This window comes from Afipia massiliensis, from assembly GCF_014203115.1.
GTDB classification, from domain to species: Bacteria; Pseudomonadota; Alphaproteobacteria; order Rhizobiales; family Xanthobacteraceae; genus Afipia; species Afipia massiliensis.
This window is the reverse complement of record NZ_JACHIJ010000004.1, coordinates 217425-234384: the sequence shown is the minus strand read 5'-3', so window position 1 is coordinate 234384 and position 16960 is coordinate 217425. Positions and strand designations below refer to the sequence as shown.

The 16960-nt window shown below is 54.1% G+C and carries 20 protein-coding genes; 6 read left to right on the top strand and 14 right to left on the bottom strand.

Annotated elements, in window-relative coordinates; genetic code table 11:
* The first annotated feature begins 116 nt into the window (after positions 1–116).
* Positions 117–986, top strand: coding sequence for a hypothetical protein (locus tag HNQ36_RS14915; RefSeq protein ID WP_184086366.1), 870 nt, complete (start codon positions 117–119; stop codon positions 984–986).
* A gap of 198 nt (positions 987–1184) precedes the next feature.
* Here the strand turns inward: HNQ36_RS14915 and HNQ36_RS14910 are convergent, their stop codons facing one another.
* From HNQ36_RS14910 to HNQ36_RS26580, 11 genes are all read right to left on the bottom strand, one after another.
* Complete coding sequence (locus HNQ36_RS14910; protein ID WP_246395410.1) at positions 1185–1448, bottom strand: P27 family phage terminase small subunit; 264 nt, start codon at positions 1446–1448, stop codon at positions 1185–1187.
* Positions 1449–2281: 833 nt separating this feature from the next.
* Positions 2282–3040 carry an HK97 family phage prohead protease gene (locus tag HNQ36_RS14900; protein ID WP_184086360.1) on the bottom strand — a complete coding sequence of 253 codons (759 nt, stop codon included), beginning with the start codon at positions 3038–3040 and terminating at the stop codon, positions 2282–2284.
* On the bottom strand, positions 3040–3624 hold the full coding sequence (locus HNQ36_RS14895) for a hypothetical protein (protein ID WP_184086358.1): 585 nt from the start codon (positions 3622–3624) through the stop codon (positions 3040–3042). Before HNQ36_RS14895 ends, HNQ36_RS14900 begins: the two co-directional genes overlap by 1 nt.
* 245 nt (positions 3625–3869) lie before the next feature.
* A complete protein-coding gene (locus tag HNQ36_RS14890; protein WP_184086356.1) occupies positions 3870–4373 on the bottom strand; it encodes a hypothetical protein in 504 nt (167 codons plus the stop codon).
* Positions 4374–4438: 65 nt separating this feature from the next.
* Positions 4439–5458, bottom strand: coding sequence for an AAA family ATPase (locus tag HNQ36_RS14885; protein WP_184086354.1), 1020 nt, complete (start codon positions 5456–5458; stop codon positions 4439–4441).
* Positions 5455–5736 (bottom strand): hypothetical protein, encoded by a 282-nt coding sequence (locus tag HNQ36_RS14880; RefSeq protein ID WP_184086352.1) that lies wholly within the window; start codon positions 5734–5736, stop codon positions 5455–5457. The genes HNQ36_RS14885 and HNQ36_RS14880 overlap by 4 nt, the downstream gene beginning before the upstream one ends.
* Positions 5737–6108: 372 nt before the next feature.
* Complete coding sequence (locus HNQ36_RS14875) at positions 6109–6438, bottom strand: hypothetical protein (RefSeq protein ID WP_184086350.1); 330 nt, start codon at positions 6436–6438, stop codon at positions 6109–6111.
* Between the two features lie 68 nt (positions 6439–6506).
* Positions 6507–6890: a hypothetical protein gene (locus tag HNQ36_RS14870; protein WP_184086348.1), complete on the bottom strand. Its 384-nt coding sequence runs from the start codon at positions 6888–6890 to the stop codon at positions 6507–6509.
* Positions 6890–7450, bottom strand: coding sequence for a hypothetical protein (locus HNQ36_RS14865; protein WP_184086346.1), 561 nt, complete (start codon positions 7448–7450; stop codon positions 6890–6892). The genes HNQ36_RS14870 and HNQ36_RS14865 overlap by 1 nt, the downstream gene beginning before the upstream one ends.
* Positions 7451–7707: 257 nt before the next feature.
* Positions 7708–7920, bottom strand: a complete 213-nt coding sequence (locus HNQ36_RS14860; RefSeq protein ID WP_184086343.1) for a response regulator transcription factor — start codon at positions 7918–7920, stop codon at positions 7708–7710.
* 6 nt (positions 7921–7926) lie between these two features.
* Positions 7927–8652 carry a PDZ domain-containing protein gene (locus tag HNQ36_RS26580; protein ID WP_184086341.1) on the bottom strand — a complete coding sequence of 242 codons (726 nt, stop codon included), beginning with the start codon at positions 8650–8652 and terminating at the stop codon, positions 7927–7929.
* Between the two features lie 359 nt (positions 8653–9011).
* Here HNQ36_RS26580 and HNQ36_RS14850 point away from each other — a divergent pair, with 359 nt between their 5' ends.
* Entirely contained in the window at positions 9012–9323 is a 312-nt protein-coding gene (locus HNQ36_RS14850; RefSeq protein ID WP_184086340.1) for a hypothetical protein, read from the top strand.
* Positions 9324–9866: 543 nt separating this feature from the next.
* Here HNQ36_RS14850 and HNQ36_RS14845 read toward each other — a convergent pair.
* The 3 genes from HNQ36_RS14845 to HNQ36_RS14835 form a co-directional block, all read right to left on the bottom strand.
* Positions 9867–10337, bottom strand: coding sequence for a hypothetical protein (locus HNQ36_RS14845; protein ID WP_184086339.1), 471 nt, complete (start codon positions 10335–10337; stop codon positions 9867–9869).
* A 140-nt stretch (positions 10338–10477) separates the two neighbouring features.
* Entirely contained in the window at positions 10478–11497 is a 1020-nt protein-coding gene (locus tag HNQ36_RS14840; protein WP_184086338.1) for an AraC family transcriptional regulator, read from the bottom strand.
* 184 nt (positions 11498–11681) lie between these two features.
* On the bottom strand, positions 11682–12881 hold the full coding sequence (locus tag HNQ36_RS14835; protein WP_347339971.1) for an AraC family transcriptional regulator: 1200 nt from the start codon (positions 12879–12881) through the stop codon (positions 11682–11684).
* An 81-nt stretch (positions 12882–12962) separates the two neighbouring features.
* Here HNQ36_RS14835 and HNQ36_RS14830 point away from each other — a divergent pair, with 81 nt between their 5' ends.
* From HNQ36_RS14830 to HNQ36_RS14815, 4 genes are all read left to right on the top strand, one after another.
* On the top strand, positions 12963–13436 hold the full coding sequence (locus tag HNQ36_RS14830; protein WP_184086337.1) for a helix-turn-helix domain-containing protein: 474 nt from the start codon (positions 12963–12965) through the stop codon (positions 13434–13436).
* A 64-nt stretch (positions 13437–13500) separates the two neighbouring features.
* A complete protein-coding gene (locus HNQ36_RS14825; protein ID WP_184086336.1) occupies positions 13501–14610 on the top strand; it encodes an HlyD family secretion protein in 1110 nt (369 codons plus the stop codon).
* Between the two features lie 200 nt (positions 14611–14810).
* The gene (locus HNQ36_RS14820; RefSeq protein ID WP_246395392.1) at positions 14811–15485 is read left to right on the top strand and encodes a hypothetical protein; all 675 of its coding nucleotides are present in this window, start codon (positions 14811–14813) and stop codon (positions 15483–15485) included.
* 12 nt (positions 15486–15497) lie between these two features.
* On the top strand, positions 15498–16943 hold the full coding sequence (locus HNQ36_RS14815; RefSeq protein ID WP_184086335.1) for a DUF1254 domain-containing protein: 1446 nt from the start codon (positions 15498–15500) through the stop codon (positions 16941–16943).
* The last annotated feature ends 17 nt before the right edge of the window (positions 16944–16960 follow it).

Here is a 16960-nt window from a genome sequence, read left to right as displayed (position 1 = left end):
TAAGGACTAGAAGAAAGCGGATAGCGAAAACCTCACGCCTTTCACTTCGATGTCTGTTAGCGTTAGGCCATTTCAAAGTTTGGCGTTTAACTTGCTGACGATACCTGGAGAAAATTATGCAGTTCAGAAGCTTCAGTAGTGCTCTTTCGTCATTTTTGGATCGTGTGATTGGAAAAAAGCAAGTATCGCTCACTTCGATCAAGCGCTTGTCGAGTAGAAAAATTCGTCAAGACTATTTTGCAGACCAAATGAAGAAGGACCCGTCGCTTTCGTCGGATGATGCGATTGAGACGTTTGATAAGAAGCGCTCCGAGGCCGAAGGCGCTTTTCTAAAATTGATGATAGTGCAACTAACCGTAACGGGCTTTCTAGGTCTTGCGCTTCTTAAGACAGACGCAAGCTTCAGCATCTTTGGAGTATCGTCAACTGACGCATACAAGCTGAGGGATTTTCTCTTATTCTGCCATGCAATCATAGTAACGATGTCGGTTGTGCTCCAACAGCACCACCATAAGCTCGAAGACTATTTAGTTGCCGGGATCGTAAGTGCTGGAAAGCCGACCGAGGTGTATCCAATGTTAATGTTGAAATACTTTGGACCATTGGAAACGTTCAACATCAACGTGCTGCCGTACCAAAGACACCAATTTCATAATTTGGCGACTAAGTATTTCTTCACAACCTACAAGATATTTCGCTTTGTCGCCGCGCTTGGGTTCATGTCATTCACTCTGCTTATCCCGCTTGTCACGGCGATCAGCGTATTCAAGGATCCTTCGCACGGTTGGGTCAGCTATTGTGCTGCAGGCTACTGGGTTGCTGTAATGACATTCAGCACAATCTCAATGATCATTCATGTAGTCGGGATACCTTACACCGATTACAGTTATACGATGAAGTTGCATGACTTACAGAATACAGATCCCTCACGCCATAAGAAAGTAATGGAAGAGATTGTGAGAACTAACAGACTCATTGAATTCTAGCGGGCCTTGGATTCGTATTTTTGATTTTATCCCAAGCTGCAGTTCGCGGGTCGCCGTATGCATCCCAAAAGTCCACAAGCTGTTCATGGGGCAAGAACTGAAAAAAGCGCGCGCCATCCATATCACCCTGTAGCCATGCAACAGCATCGTCGTCTAATGCCTCGCGGCGTTTATCGCTTCGTCGCCTTACTGGCATTGCTAGTTCCTGTTCGCCCTAAGTGGTTGTGGTTTGCTCTCGCTAGGTGGCGACACGTCCAGGCCGATCTCGCGAACAAGCCGGGCAAATGCTAGTCGAGAATCTCTTTCGATGGCGCACTCCGGGCGTGCACGAGGCGCAAGGAAGCGGTCGGTATAGGTAAGTCCGTGTTTTGCGATTGCCTCACGAGCGGCTTCGCTGCGATCCCACGCCTCACATGCCTTTGTTAAGAGCCGGACGTGATGGCTATCTAGTGCGAACTCCATTAGGACTTCGGACCACCATCGCGCTGTTTCGGGACGCAGGTGCTTTGGCGGCTTCTCAACCACCGTTTTTGATTTGATCATGTTTCCTGAGAATCTGTTTTCAATCGGGGAGGGTGTCGGGAATCATTGTGTACCCGCCGGTTCCTTCCCTTAGAAGCTGTAGAGATTGTGATGCCGCCCTGGGGCAGCTTATCACTACCGAATTGTCCGCCCTGTCTACGCCCGCCATCGGCGCGTTCTTTAATCTGGTTGTCATGCAACCGGCAGAGGGAACGCGTATTGGCAAGGCTGTCTGGGCCGCCTAGTGCCCTTGATTTTATGTGGTCTACAACCACGGCGGCTAGTTTACAGCCGGGGGCAGTGCAACGGTGGCCATCCGTGGCCAGCCTTTGGGCGCGCAGGGCACGCCATTCCTTTGAAGAATAGTAAGGATCAGCAATCTTGCGGGCAGGCGGTCGCCAGTTGGCCGGGCGATGTTGGGGAGCGCGTCGGGGCATTACTGGGCGGGTGCAAGTGTAACGTCGACATTGTAGTAATCGCCTACGCGATACATGTCGTCTGAACCGGCCTCCTTGTGAAAGCTAAACTCGAAGCGGCTCCAATGCTGTGATGGCGAGAGGGGCATAAGGACCACGTGGCATGCATCAAGCCCCTTCCATGGGCCTTGCCCTTGGCTAAGGTTCTTTTGATCAACGACGTAACTGGCAGGAGGCACTCTAAAATTCCTTTTCAATATGAGGTGAAGCCACCTCAAGCCAGCCCGGTCTGTGTAATGACCGGGCCAGCGAGGTGCACAACCGCGCACGCGGGACGAGATGCGCGATGTGTGGGTATTACCAGCGACTGCGAGCCATTGACTGGAGCCGCTCGGTCTCTTCGGTTTGCCAGTAGTTCATCATGTCGACAGTGATCGAGCGCGTAACCGATGCTGGTACGGTCCCGCGCATAGCAGCCTTCAATTCACGCAGTCCACGCGCCACTTTATGCAGGGCATATGTCGCCTTGAACGTTGCGGATCGCTTACCTGCCACTGGCTCTGGCGTGATTGATGCGTCAACGACAGCGGCAAAGCCTTCGTCGCCAGCCGCGCCGCTCTTGACCATTGATAGCTCTCTAAGTCGGGCCTTATGGACGATGCGGACATCTTGTCCTTCCATCACTCGATCCTCGAAATCGATCAAGTCAAGGCCAACTGAAATATCCTCGCGATTTCCTGATCGGCAGAGATGAGCGAGAAGCTTGCCGTTCTTTGCCTTCTGCAGATCTAGCCTGAATTGAACACACTTATCGTCAATGACAATATGCAAAGCGTCGTCAGTCGTTCCAACTTCGTTGGCTTTGTTGTGATCAATCCAAAAGCCAACAGGCGGCCCATCTAGATCGAAGGTGGCACCAAGCGCGCCCGTCTTTATGTAGTGAAGTACGCCGTTGACCAGTATCGGTTCTTCGAACGCGAGTGCTTGGCCTTCGATGACATGGTCCTTTGTCGTTTCGGCATACATGGCGGCTTTCATGCCGCCGTTACCGCGCATACGGTGAGCTCGTTCTTCACTAAGTCCAAGGATGCCAGGGTCTACATCAATACGATCCATTACTGAAACGCCTTCGGTAATTCACGCTTTGTGATGTGCCCATTATCCAAGAACTCCCGCATCGACCAATAGTAAGTTCCGTTAACGCTGGCCGGATGCCCCAGTGTGTAAGGGCTAACCGGCTGCAACGGGGATAGCGAAGCCCCGGTGCTTTCTACTGCATCGAGAAATTTCACATACCGCTCGTGAGCGGCGTGAAGCGCAACAATCTTCGCGGCAAAGTCTTTGACGTGTACCGTATGCTCGCCTGAGACATCCTCGCAGATTAGGCGCGAGGCAACGCGTCTTTCCTGTTGAATGGCATCGTCGATGACCGCTGAAGCAAGTTTCAATGATTCTATATCACTGACGAGTTCAGGTAGCCGCTCTCGATCAGGTTTTACATCAGGATCGGTCGGTTGGTTCAAAAGTCGTTTTAGACGATTAATCTCCCCATTACCCGGGCTGGGATTGTCTCGAATACGTTCAGAGATCTCAATTTTCTCAGCAGTCTTTTCCTTGATGCGGGTAAAGATGCCATTTTGATCTTCAAGAAGCGTTCGAAGTCTCGGATGCCGCTCCTCTAGTGTTGGAATAGCTTTCATAATGTCCTTGGTTTTGGCAATAAAAAAGCCGCTCTGCTGTCGGGCAGAACGGCAAAATGCTTCTAGGCGGATTGCTTGATCTTACTTTAGTTATACCGTCAAAAGGTAGTTTTTGGAAGGCTATAGGGCATGTTGTGTGCACGGAGTCGCAAATAGTTTTACAAAGGCCGCGCAACGTAAATAGCGTTGCCTAGTCAATGAAAAGTGACTTCGATACTTCTATGGCCCATACCTAATATGTACCGTCAAAAGTTACTTTTTGCGAGCTTTTGAGGGGTGTTGCGTGCACGCAATCGAAATAAACTGTGCATCGGTAGTTCAGGCCCACTTTTTGTGTAGTGATCGCGCAAGAGCAGCAACGATGAGGTCAGTACGGTGATTGCTGCAGCAACGGCCTGTGCCCTTTGATTGCGGCCCGTGTGCTTTCGACTAGTTTCGAAAACTGGCATTCCGTGCACAACGATATCTTCAAAGAGACCTCGCGACTCGATCACATCTAGTGACGCTGCGGCCGCGGAGTATAGCTTTGATTTGTTGAGATGGTCGGGAATAGGGCGGTCCCGAAAGGAATCGTAGCCATCGCATTCGATCTCTGGCTTTGACAGATAGTTTTTCCGGTAGCGTTCTCCTACGTAGTACAGATCGCGGTTGGTCTGTTCGTTTTGGTGCAGTAAGCCCTCCTTATACAGGCGATGAAATGGATCGCTGATGTGGCGCTTGGGCTTATTGTCGTTTGCTGCTTTGATCATTGTTGTTCCTAATCGTGTCTTAAAATCAATTTGAATATGTAAGTCGATAACACCGATAACAGTGGTTACACCTCAGAGGGTGTTATCGGTGTAACCGGTGTTATCGGGGTACAATAAAGTGATAGCGATGGTTCCGGTTTTGTGATCTCTCCAGCCTTCATCATTTTTCCAAGTAAGGTTCTGACGTTTCCTGGCTTTAGGCCGCTTTGCTCCGCAATATCTTTTGGAGCCAGAGGGGATATGGATTCCCGCAAGATCCTTAATATCTTGCGGCGCTCGTACGATTGCTTTACCTCAGCGGCGTCGCCAATGATCATCCAACGGCCCGCGTCGAACTTCATTGCCGTTTCGATTTCTTCAATGTCGCGGCCCCTACCATAAAGAACCGTCGCCGTGGAGTTTCGACTAAGCACCAGTACTGCGTCAGCAGCGCCCGTAACGCCATTGGTGCCACTGATCGATTCAAGTGGATCTTCCGCCTCCATTTTTCTGGTGTGGGTTACCAACACTATCGCGATGTGGTTCTTAGCCGCGTACTGTTGGAGCGGTACAACCGCCGCGTAATCCGCCGCGTAGACGTCTTCTCCGCGTTTTCGTGGTGCTCGGACCTTCATGTAGACATCGATGATGACCAAGCGTGGATTGACACAACTCTCTCGCCATTTGTCCAATTCGGTGAGTAGGCCGTTGTCAATCCGAGGCGCATCAACCCGGATCTTGAGTCGCTTTAGGTCCAATCCGAGTTTTTTTCGCAGTGGCGTCAGTGTTCGGATGCGGTCCGCTACTCGGCGAAGGTTGTCCTCCAATGCTAGATAGATAACGTCGCCTTGCTGGCACGGGATTGTTCCCATCGCTTTGCCACCTGTGGCTACTGCTATGGCTGCATCGTACGCCCACCAAGACTTGCCCATTTTCGGCTTGCCACCGAGTACGGTAAGTCCCTCGACCACATAATTGGGGATTATGTATTCGAGGGGTTCGAAATGCATCCCGAGCAAGGTTTCGGCATCAACGGTTGCTTGTTGGGGATTGTTATCGTTGGCGTGAGTATCCAGTGTTGGCATCCGCTTCGTGCCCACACTCATGCCGCCACCGCCAGTGAGATACGCGATATTGCTTCCTGCTCTGCTGCCTGATCATCTGCCCCTACGCTGATCGCTGGCTTGATGAAGATCCGCTCGGCGAGATGCCAGGCATGATCGTCGTTATCCGCCACAATCTGGGGAGTAGCCTGCAGGAGGGGAAAGAAGTTGTTGGCCAGTGGAAGTACTCCTTTGCACTTGCCACGCAGCCAGGAAAGCGGCGTTTGATACACCCGTAGTGGCGAACGCGTTAATGTCCCTGCTGAGAGTGCGGTACCCATAACGCAGCCCCAAATAGCGGGCGACGAACGAGATATGGCAAGAATATCCACCAGACGATGCTCTCGGCGAACAGGGAGAACTACCGCACGTCTTCCAACGCCGGGCGTAAAGGTCCAAGTGAATGAGTGATCGGGCAAATATCCTAGCGTGAACATTCCCCGCATGGTTACGGCTTGGCCGAGCGCGGGGCAATTGAACGGGATTTTGTAGTGTCTGAACCAAGCGCGAGCGAGCTTTGGTGAGTAAGCGTGCTTTTCGAAAAGAGTTTCGACGTCCACGTTGGAACGCCAATACGGCATGGATGGATCTCTGGAATACATACTCTAATTGCTTTCATTATTACTGCTCTCCTCAAGCAAATAACTGCGAGGTTAATGACGCGTGGGCCGTGAGAGATTGGAAATCAGATTGTCCAGATATCCGTCGAAATCGGCGGGCGTCTTGCGGAAGCCAACATCTCCGCTAGTGTTGGACACGGCATCGAGCCAACGATTATTGGTGGGATCAAAGTAGGGCGCGAGCTTAAGCCATTTCGAATCCGGAATTATGCGGCAGTTAGCGGCCAGATCCTTCAGCCTCGCTGCGGCTCGTTTATTGCGAGGATCGTCGGAAAATCTTTCCGATTGTTTTGTGCGCCATTCAGAAGATCGGCTTAAGCGATAGGCGAGATGGTCTAGGCAATCCTGTTTGTTATCAATCATGATGATTATTCTTTCTAATGAAAAGAGTGCGGGCTGCTTCGGCGGCCCGCTTGCAATGCATTGTTAGATTAAACTGAAACCGGTTCGCTGATCCTCTCGACCAGCAATGCGATGTAAGCGTCGAAGTCGGGTGCACTAGCCGCGCCGCTGACCAGATCTTCGTTCAAATGCTTGACGGAAAGCTGCAGTTTCGGAGCAAGCGGCTCGTACAGTGGGGCAATCTTTGCCCAGTAACCCGAAGAGATGAACGCTGCCGTCGCAACAATGCGGTCCAATTGGCCTGCTACATAAATGTCAGGTGGGTTTTTGTTCTTTAATTTAGAAGATGCTTTGACGAGTTGCGACTTCAGATACGTTTCAAAATCAATTCGATGAGACAATACAGTTTCCTTTTGGATGTTGGTTTCGCCAACGGGAGGCACGCGAATCCGCACGTGCGCGGTGGTTGGCACTACAGTAGTGCCGAGTGCGCTGCCGCTGTTCGCTGGGCAAGGTTTGGCAAGCATTCTTGCGCAATGGGGGTTAGCCCACGAGGCGGGATAATTTCCAGAGCCTCAAACAGTAGTTCTTGCTCGCCGTAGTCCAATTCGCTGACCGTTGCCATTGCAGCGTCGAGTCGAACGTTGGAAAGCCATTGAGGAGGGCGGCAGTCCTTATTGCTGATGGTTCGTTTGCTAAGCTCGCGCGATTTTCTCACGCTCTCAGCTTTACTGGCCCGAAGCTGGATTAGCGTGGTGCGCCCTTCCGCAACCATAATCAATTCGTCGGCTCGACGGCGGCCGATTTTGCTGCAGCAGCTTTCCAGATATTGGGGCCAGGTAAGGCCGCTCGTTTCCCGGACCAATGCTTTGGCTGCGGCGAGATATTTGCCTGCCTCCGTTACATGATCATCCGAGTCTCGCTGCGCGGCTATAGCTAATTCGTTGCGCTGCGACGCAAGCCTGCCGAGTTCAACAAGCTTGGGATTCATTGTGGTGGGATTGGTAACGGCCACAAGCTGGGTGCTTGTCATTTCAATTTCCTTATTGTTGCTACAACTGCCGGGCACACCGGCTCGTACTTCAACGCGAATTGCCACCGCTGTTAGGCGGCGGGTAGCTAGTTGGCTTGGTGGTTTGCGCGCTTAAGGGCCGTGGCACGCCTTAAGGGCGACTTTCGTAATTTGACTACGTGTACCTTATACCGAAAAACGCAGAATCGCAACCGAAAAGAGGTTGGAAGGCCTTATTTTAAGGGTACTTCTTGATCACTCCACACTGATGGAGTGCTCTAGCTTTCAATATCCCTCAACCTGAACAGCTTTTGCTTGAGCGCCAACACCACTGCGTGAGTTGCGTTCGTGGCCCCGAGCTTCAGCCTTGCGGTGCGGATGTGAACTTCGACAGTGCGCTTCGAAAGCCTAAGTTTCTTGGCGGCTTGCTCAGCACTGTGGCCCGTCGCCACCAGTTTCAGGACCTCGATCTCGCGGGCGGTTAGATTCATCAGTGTTCAGCGTTTAGCTGCTGCCGTTTGCGCGGGTTTCTGAAAAGCGAAGCTCATCTTGATGACTTCACCGGCGCGCTCTATTTCAACCGGCACAGTGGCACCAGGTTTTGTTTGTGAGACCACCTGTAAAATATCCTCTTGGGTGTTCATCGATCGTCCGGCAAAACTCAAGAACATGTCGCCTTTCTTGACGCCTGCCCTTTCAGCAACCGATCCGGGATCAACAATAAAGACATATCTCCCGTTTTCCGATGACGGATTCAAATTGGCCTTTTTGGCTTCTTCGGGCGTCAGCGTTTTGAGCCCCATAACTATTCCGTTCTTGCGTGCAATTGCGCCTGGTGAGTTCGGGTCAACGAAGAGTTTCAGGTTGTCCAACATCGCTTGAATCTGAGCACTGTCTTGGCTGTTGTTGAATTCTGTTCTCCGCTCAAACGATGATCCAGGGTTTGTGATCACGGCAAGGTCTGCGACCACTCGAATGTTCGGACCCATCGATGCAATGGTATATGTTACGCGGGCATTTGGCTGCGCGTCGTACCTACTGCCGAGCAAGGCTGCTGCGGCGATATTTTGGACGGGCTTGTCGAAGGATAGTTCGTAAGAAGTGTCCTTCGTAACGCGGTATCCGCCGTTGATCATATTATTGATAAGCTCAGACTTCACCGCGTCTACGCTGGCGTTTTGAAGGACAACTTCCGGTTTACCGGAGGCTGTCTGATGGTTCACTGGCGTGCCACACGACGCCAATAGGCATGCAAAGATGCCCGCAACCCAAATTCGCATTTTCTGATCTCCCCAGACCCGGCCTAATGGAAGCGCAACCTAAGCGGGAGAGCAAGGGGATTTGCGATGAAAAGGAGAACGCTAAAAGGAGGAGGCCGCCAACTGAGGCGGCTTTACCCTATGAACGCAGCGGCTGCTGCCAGCGCGACGGGAGTCAAGCCAACCACGATGACAGTGATGCGATACGCTAGGTCGTCTGCCATGGCACGTACCCCTCGCTTTATGTGTATCGGGTAATCTTACACCCGAGGGCAGTCCAAGAGGTGTGCAGTTTGTGCCAACTGGCGGCCTTACTTCTTTTCGTGTTCGAGTCGAATGACCATCCGGCCAAGTTGCCAAAGCTCGATATCAGCGCCGTCCAGGAGCTTCTTGGCCTCGGCAATAGCGGCGGCGTCGTCGGGGTAATCAAGGACCCGGACGTTTTCGAAATGATCATCATTGCCGACCAAATACGCTCGATACTCAGCCATGCGGGCCATGCGCTCTTACTTCTTTTCGTCGTGCAGAAGGCCTTTCAGAAGCCCCTTCACCTGAAGAGACTTCATCGGGTCTGGACGGTCGCAGTCGATGCATTGATAGGTGCGTCGGCCCTGGCCACCGGGCGGCAGCATTAACTTCACGGGCCGCCCGCACTTCGGGCAAACGCGCTGATTGATGGGCATAGCGGCAATCACACCAAGGAGACGCGAAATTCTATTGCGGGCACTGGATGAAAATCGAGTCCGATTTTTGGATTAGAGCTGCGACCAAAAAGAACCCGCGCCGGGAAAGCGGGGGCAAACCCAACGCGGGGAAGATGGGGGATGCTTCGTCCTACTGAACGATTCAAAAACCTGTAATCGGCGATTCCGTTCCCGGGCATGGGAAATTTCACCCGGTTTTGCAAACCCTCAGCTAACCCCTTGATAATGAAACGCATTCGAACATAGCCCTTTTGCAGAATTCGTAAGCAATTTCAAGCAGCCGCCGCAATCTACGAATCTGGGGGTCAGGAGTTCGAATCTCTTCGGGCGCGCCATTTATCAATGATTTCAGGCATTGTAGCTGCTCGCTGTTACCGAGTGTTCCCACAAGGCTCGACGCCCATGAGGGCCGCAGCCAATTCGATCAAACGCTTCGCAAATTTGGTCGCCTCTGACGACTGGGTTCGTGTCGCGCTATGGGTTGCCGCTCGTCGTTTGCTTTTGCGATGGCCACACCGCTTGGAACATGGCGAACAGGAATGCCGTGGTCAGACCGAACAGAAGTAGTCCGGCAAGTGATTGAAGGACACCCATCATCTGCCAGTTGGGCGGCAAGGAAACGTTCCCGGCCTCGAAACCGGTCATCGCGCCAAGCGAGTAGAGCATCGCCGACTTGCTGTCCGGGAGTGCGCCCAGAGAAAGATAGGCGAGGGCCCAGGTGACGGCCTCCAGTCCATGCAGAACAACGATCAGCAATATGGAAACGCTCATGACTTTGGCGAACTGGATCACAAACCGATGACGTATTTTTTCTCTCCGCACGAGCAGGGTGAATGCGTCAAAGATCAATGCAAGACCGAAGACGTGAATAATAACATTGAACAGGATCAGCGGCAGGCTCCAGGCCCAGTCCGTGCCCCACGGGGTCGCATTCAGAACATCCATATGGCGCCATCAAGCCGTCGGTTCGCAAATGTCAGATCTTAAATTTGCATGCGACGCCAGGGCGAGACCTGACGCTCGGACTCCTATAGCGGACAGACGGTGCCGAAAATTGCCATTATGCGCCAATCGAACGCGGACGTTCATATCACTGGGACGGCACCAATTTGTGATTTCGATTTGCCGCGAAACTCTCTCGGCGTCACCCCGGTAAATCGTCGGAAAGCACGCGTGAAATGGGCAGGGTCGGTGTAGCCTGAGGAAAAGGCGACATCGATGATCTTGGCATCAGTGCCGCGCAGAAGCTTAGAGGCATTTTCAAACCGGACTCTGTCAAGCAGGTCGGAATAGGAAACGCCTGCGTTTGAAAGTTTTCGTTGAAAGCTTCTGATGCTGACGCCGGCCATTTCTGCGACTTCCGCGACGGTTGGAATTTTATCGTCCATGTAGGAGGGCAACATCAATCTGATTGCTGAGACGATTTCGTGGCCGTCTGGCGCAACCTCGTCGCCATATGAGGTTGCCGGCGTCTCGCTTGCGAGGTGGGGGAGATCCAGCATTGATATGGGAACATCGATCCATGACGCGCTTTGATTTGATATAAAGCGAGTATTCTTCCAGACCGAGCGAGTTTCAGGGCTCGGTTCATAGCGGGCCCCGAAGGCCATTGTCGCCGGGACCCAGTCGGGGCCGGCAAATTGCCTTACAATATGCATCGACATAATATTTTGAAGCCACTGCGAATTCTCAAGATGCGGCACGAAGGACGTCCCCGCGGACTTGCAAATTCTCACATGATCGGCGTCACGCTCCAGCCACGCACTCGCATTCGTGTCTTCAAGAGGCAGCCACTTGCACAATTGCTGCAAGGCAATGAACAGCGTCGGCGAAAAGCGGATGACGGTACGCAGTCTTTCGCTCAGGTGACAGAACTGCAGCCGCCGAGCAGCCTGGAATCCAATATCCGTGATGCCCTGCGATCGCTGTGCGATCTCGGCGAAACGGATAGCCAGCTGGATTGGGACATAGTGATCAGCTTTCTCCTCCAAAGAAACTGGGAGGCGGAGCTTGGTCAGCAGCGCCTCCGTTGGAGCGCCGATCTCGTCACAAATATCAGCGAAAGGAATGAGGAACTGGCAACGAGTCAAAGGAAATGCGGTCATTTTCTAGCTCTTGTGCAGAGTTTGCGTTTGGCGGTTTTCCCCGTTTCGAAGCGTGGCTTGGCTGAACTGCCGAAAGCTTATCAGTTCCCGGTTGGCGCGTATTGCAAATGTTGCCCGATGCATTTGGGGACGGAAGGGGCTGAATTGGCCTGGGAGTCGGCGCGCCCTTACGCGGACGTTTACATCAGTGGGACGGCACCGATTGCGACTTCCATTTGCCGCGAAACTCTCTCGGCGTTACCCCGGTAAATCGTCGAAAGGCACGCGTGAAATGGGCAGGGTCGGTGTAGCCCGAGGAAAAAGCGACATCGATGATCTTGTCATCCGTGCCGCGCAGAAGTTTGGAGGCGTTTTCAAATCGGACTCTGTCAAGAAGGTCGGAATAAGAAACGCCCGCGTTTGAAAGCTTTCGTTGAAAGCTTCTGATGCTGATGCCTGCCATTTCTGCGACTTCCGCGACGGTTGGAATTTTATCGTCAAGGTAGGAAGGCAACATCAATTTGACTGCTGAGACGATTTCGCGACCGTCTGGCCCAGCCTCATCGTCATGTGAGGTTGCCGACGTCTCGCTTGCGAGGTTGGGAAGGTCCAGCATTGAGATGGGAATATCGATCCACGACGCGCCTTGATTTGATATGAAGCGGGTGTTTTGCCAGAACGACCGAGTCTCAAGGCTCGGTTCATAGCGGGCTTCGAAGGCCATCGTCGCCGGAACCCAGTGGGGGCCGGAAAATTGCCTTACGATATTCATCGTGTAAACATTCTGAAGCCACTGCGAATGCTCAAGATGCGGCACCTTGGCCGTGTCCGCGAGCTTGCTGCAAATTCTCACGTGATTGTCGTGGCGCTCCAGCCACACACTCACGGTCGTGTCTTCAAGCGACGCCCATTTGCACAATTGCTGCAAGGCAGTGAACAGCGTCGGCGAGAAGCGGATGACGGCGCGCATCTTCTCGCTCAGGTGGCAGAATTGCAGCCGCCGAGCAGCCTGGAATCCAATATCCGTGATGCCCTGCGATCGCTGTGCGGCTTCCGCGAAACGTATAGCCAGCAGGATTGGGATATAGTGCTCAGGCTTTTCCTCTAGAGAAGCTGGAAGGCGAAACTTGGTCAGCAACGCCTCCGTTGGAGCTCCGATCTCATCACAAATGGCAGCGAAAGGAATGATGAATTGGCAACGGGTCAAAGGAATGGTCATTTTCTGGCTCTTGTGCAGAGTTTGCGTTTGGCGGTTTTCCCCGTTTCGAAGTGTGGCTTGGCTGAACTGCCGAAAGCTTATCAGTTCCCGGTTGGCGCGTATTGTAAATGTTGCCACCTCTGGCTCGGCCTGGGAGCCGGCGCGCCCTTCGGCCTCAGCTTGGCGGCTTAAGGCAAGACCACCCACGATTTTCCACCCATGCTCCAGCAAAAGCGGAGGCTAGACGAGGCGCTACGGCGTTGGTCTTGATCACATATCTTCGGTCCCATGAAGCCTGTTCATGCACCTTCCCTGTACTCAGTGCGTGCGGCGATTGCCGCCTCGCTACACTATGGTGACACAGCACTTCAACGTACTGCGTTCCAACTGGGGATAAGCTCGCGCTCGTTGCAGCGTCATCTCGCTGAATTGGGCACCAGCTACAGTGACTTGGTTACGGAAGTGCGCCTCGACACGGCTTGCCACCTGCTGCTTGAATCCAACGAGCGCATATCGGTGATCGCCTTGCGTCTCGGCTATGCCGGAACGAGCAGCTTCAGCCGTGCTTTCACGCATTTGACAAAAATGCCGCCCGTGATTTATCGGCGGCAGCGAGCTGTTCAAGGAAATGACAGGTCCAGGCTCAGGAAAGAGCCGGATGCAGGAAATCAGCACAAGCCGTCACGATTGGCGCGAAATGGCAAGACGTCTTCCTTGCCAAGCGGGAATACCGTTGCAATCCCCCGGCAAGGGAAAAAGTAACGCTATAACGGCACTGGCGGAAGAATCTTAGCGTCAGCCTGCCACGGCTGCGACAGGACAAACGATGTTCGTCATTCTCGTCAGCTACCTTCTCCTTGTTTGGCTGGCATTTTCAAAGTTCAAGCTGATACGCCTGACCTGGCCGTCCGGGATCGTTGCGGGCCTCGCAGGTGTTCTCATTCTCGCAGCCTTCATGGCGATGCTGAATTATCTCACCCCCACCGGGCGCGTTGTCATCGTATCGCGGGTGGTGGAAGTGACGCCGAATGTCAGCGGCGAGGTGATCGCGATTCCCGTTAAACCCAACGTGCCAGTCAAGGCGGGCGCAGTTCTGTTCGAAATTGATCCGACGCCGTTTCGATACAAGGTTCGTCAACTTGAAGCCGCATTGGTGGCTGCGCAGCATCAGGCTGAAGTGCTGAAAGCGAATTACGATCAGGCCAGCGCGAATGTAGCGGGTCTCGAAAAGCAGGCTGCGTTTCATCAAAAGAGGTTGGATGATATCGCCACTTTGGCGAATAGCGGAGCTATCACATCTTTTCGCGAACAAGATACGCGCGATCAGCTTGATGCTGCGACTGCGCAATTGCAGTCCGCAAAGGCGCAACAGCAGAGTGCGAAAGTCTCGTTCGACTCTTCCATCGGCGGTGTCAACACGACCGTGCTGCAGACTCGTGCGCAACTCGATGATGCGAAATGGGAGCTTGAGCAGACGACTGTCAGGGCGCCGTCGGACGGCTACGCAAGTGTTGTGGCGCTCGCGGTCGGCGCCCGCGCGCTGCAGGCGCGTGCGGCGATGTCTTTTATCGTCGAGTCTGACACTTCCGTTATCGGTGTGTTTGCGCAAAATGGCTTTCGCACGATCAAGCCCGGCGCGCGGGTGGAGCTTGTTTTAGACAGCGACCCGGGACGCATCTATGAGGCCAGGATCACGGAGATTCCGGAGGGCGTAGGGCAGGGTCAGATCGCGGTATCAGGCACGCTTGCTCGTGTCGGATCAATCGGCGGTACGAGTGCGTATCCCGCGGTGATTTCGATTCCAGCGAATGCTGACCGCTCAACTTTGCGCCTTGGTACATCGGGCACGGCGACGGTGTTCGCCGAGAACGCGGGACCCATCGGACTGATTGCCCGCATCGTGCTCTGGATCCACTCCTACACGGCCTACCTGTAAGCTTTGGCAGTGGCGCGTCGCCGCCAATCGGCGTGGTCTTATCGCCCCTTTTGTAACGGCGGCGATTTCGAAGTTCGCGATCCGGCAGCAAATTTTTACCGTTGTCGTGGCCATTGGCGCGAAATGGCAAGACCGCCGGCCTGATCGCCGCGAAAGAGTGGGATGAGAAGCATTCTCGGTGCTCGCGGAAAGGTAAACCAATGACGATACTACGTGCTGCCGTTTTCTCCGTTGCAGTTGCTGGTATGGCGTGTGTGCCGACAGTCCTTTCCGCTCAATCGGCGGCCGAGCCGAAGCCGCACGTGCCATTGGAGAAATCCATCGGAAAGGCGAAGCCCGAGGTCGTTCCGTCGTTGTTTGTTCTGAACTCCAAGGGGGTCAGTCTGAAGGACGGAAAGCTTGTTCTGGCCGGAATTTCTCCGAATGCGATTGTGTTTGCGGATCGGCCGGTGCGGTCTGCTGGGCATGATCTGACGGCGCGGATCGTTGAGGACTGGGGCAGCGGAAGCGACAATTTCGCAAAGGATCCGCCGAACGCAACGGTTTCCGGATTCAAGAAGGACGGATCGGCTGTTGTCGATGCCGTGGTTGTTCTGAAATCACCGAAGCTCGAAGGCGACAAGCTGACTTTCGATGTTGACGTGCTCGAAGGCGACCTGACGGGGTCCGACGGACCGGCTGCGGTCTTTATCGATATCATTGGCCGGCCATTTACGCCGATGTCGTTTGCCGGTGTCGCCCGCAGAACGGCATGGCGCGGCGCTTACTATCGCGGCGCCGCCGTTGCCGGGGCAGCGGCTGTTGGAGCGGCCGCAGTCGCCTATCCTTATTACGCGCCGCGCTGCGGCTATTACCCCTATCCACCTTGCTACTAAGGAGTACGGCAAATGTTGACGAAGAGAGACTTACTTCGCTCCACCGCGGCGATCGCCGCGCTCGCCGCCACGACGGCGAAGTACACCACCCCGGCAATTGCGCAGAACAAAGCCGATTGGCCCAGGCTATTAGAGGCCAAGGACATCGCCGAGGAAGGCTTCATCTACGGCCTACCGCTCGTGATGAATTATGCGGTCATGCAAGAGTATGCCGTGGACAGGAATTCGGGGCAGTTCAAGGCGCCGTTCAACGAAATCTACAACATGCGCCACGTCGCCACCCCGGCGGATACGGCAATCATCACGCCGAACAGCGACACCCCTTACTCGATCCTCTGGCTGGATTTGCGCGCTGAACCGATGGTGATCTCGGTGCCGGCGATCGAAAAGGACCGCTACTACTCGGTCCAGTTGATCGACGGCAACACCTACAATTTCGGTTATATCGGCACGCGCGCCACGGGGACCGAGCCGGGCGACTATCTGGTGGTCGGCCCTGACTGGAAAGGTGGAACGCCCGCCGGGATCAAGAAGGTCTTCTCATCGACGACGCCGTTCACGTTCGCGGCTTTCCGCACCCAGCTCTTCAATCCCGGCGATATGCCGAACGTCGAGAAAGTTCAGGCCGGCTACAAGGCGCAGCCGCTTTCCGCTTTCCTTAAACAACCCGCACCGCCCGCCGCGCCGAAGATCAATTTCCTTCCCGCGACCACTGCCGGGATCAAGGATAATTTCTTCCAATATCTCGACGCGGCCCTGCAATTCGTCCCCGAGACGCCAAGGGACAAGGCGATCCGTGCGAAACTTGCGAAGATTGGCGTCGGTCCCGGCAAGACCTTCGCGTTCAAGGATCTATCGCTCGAACATAAAGCCGAAATCCTGGTGGGCATGAAGCAGGGTGACGCCAAGGTCGACAAATGGCTGGCCGGCGGAAACAAGAATATCAACGGCTGGAACGTCGGCTCGTTCTTTGGCGACGAGGCCTTCTACAACGGCGATTGGGCGATGCGGGCGGGCTCCGCCAAGGGCGGTCTCTATGGCAACGATGCCGTAGAAGCCATGTACCCTTATACCCGAACGGACGCGGCCGGTGAGACGCTCGACGGCAGCAAGCACAAGTACACCATCACCTTCGCAGCCGGCCAGTTGCCGCCAGTGAATGCGTTTTGGTCCGTTACGATGTACGACGGCAAGAGCCAGCTCTTGGTCAAGAACCCGATCAATCGCTACCTCATCAACTCTCCGATGTTGTCGGCGATGAAGAAGGACGCAGACGGCTCGCTGACGCTGTACATCCAAAAAGACAGCCCCGGTGCGGACAAGGAAGCAAATTGGCTTCCGGCGCCGGATGACAAAATCTATCTCGTGATGCGGCTGTACTGGCCGAAACCTACGCCACCTTCGATCCTGCCGGCGGGCCAAGGGACATGGCAGCCGCCCGGCATCAAGCGGGTTTGACGGCACTTGAGCAATTC

Bases quoted from the DNA above. Each gene is read 5' to 3' on its own strand.
- HNQ36_RS14915 (WP_184086366.1), top strand. From the start codon at position 117: ATGCAGTTCAGAAGCTTCAGTAGTGCTCTTTCGTCATTTTTGGATCGT.
- HNQ36_RS14910 (WP_246395410.1), bottom strand. From the start codon at position 1,448: ATGGAGTTCGCACTAGATAGCCATCACGTCCGGCTCTTAACAAAGGCA.
- HNQ36_RS14900 (WP_184086360.1), bottom strand. From the start codon at position 3,040: ATGGATCGTATTGATGTAGACCCTGGCATCCTTGGACTTAGTGAAGAA.
- HNQ36_RS14895 (WP_184086358.1), bottom strand. From the start codon at position 3,624: ATGAAAGCTATTCCAACACTAGAGGAGCGGCATCCGAGACTTCGAACG.
- HNQ36_RS14890 (WP_184086356.1), bottom strand. From the start codon at position 4,373: ATGATCAAAGCAGCAAACGACAATAAGCCCAAGCGCCACATCAGCGAT.
- HNQ36_RS14885 (WP_184086354.1), bottom strand. From the start codon at position 5,458: ATGAGTGTGGGCACGAAGCGGATGCCAACACTGGATACTCACGCCAAC.
- HNQ36_RS14880 (WP_184086352.1), bottom strand. From the start codon at position 5,736: ATGGGTACCGCACTCTCAGCAGGGACATTAACGCGTTCGCCACTACGG.
- HNQ36_RS14875 (WP_184086350.1), bottom strand. From the start codon at position 6,438: ATGATTGATAACAAACAGGATTGCCTAGACCATCTCGCCTATCGCTTA.
- HNQ36_RS14865 (WP_184086346.1), bottom strand. From the start codon at position 7,450: ATGACAAGCACCCAGCTTGTGGCCGTTACCAATCCCACCACAATGAAT.
- HNQ36_RS14860 (WP_184086343.1), bottom strand. From the start codon at position 7,920: ATGAATCTAACCGCCCGCGAGATCGAGGTCCTGAAACTGGTGGCGACG.
- HNQ36_RS14845 (WP_184086339.1), bottom strand. From the start codon at position 10,337: ATGGATGTTCTGAATGCGACCCCGTGGGGCACGGACTGGGCCTGGAGC.
- HNQ36_RS14840 (WP_184086338.1), bottom strand. From the start codon at position 11,497: ATGACCGCATTTCCTTTGACTCGTTGCCAGTTCCTCATTCCTTTCGCT.
- HNQ36_RS14830 (WP_184086337.1), top strand. From the start codon at position 12,963: ATGAAGCCTGTTCATGCACCTTCCCTGTACTCAGTGCGTGCGGCGATT.
- HNQ36_RS14825 (WP_184086336.1), top strand. From the start codon at position 13,501: ATGTTCGTCATTCTCGTCAGCTACCTTCTCCTTGTTTGGCTGGCATTT.
- HNQ36_RS14820 (WP_246395392.1), top strand. From the start codon at position 14,811: ATGACGATACTACGTGCTGCCGTTTTCTCCGTTGCAGTTGCTGGTATG.
- HNQ36_RS14815 (WP_184086335.1), top strand. From the start codon at position 15,498: ATGTTGACGAAGAGAGACTTACTTCGCTCCACCGCGGCGATCGCCGCG.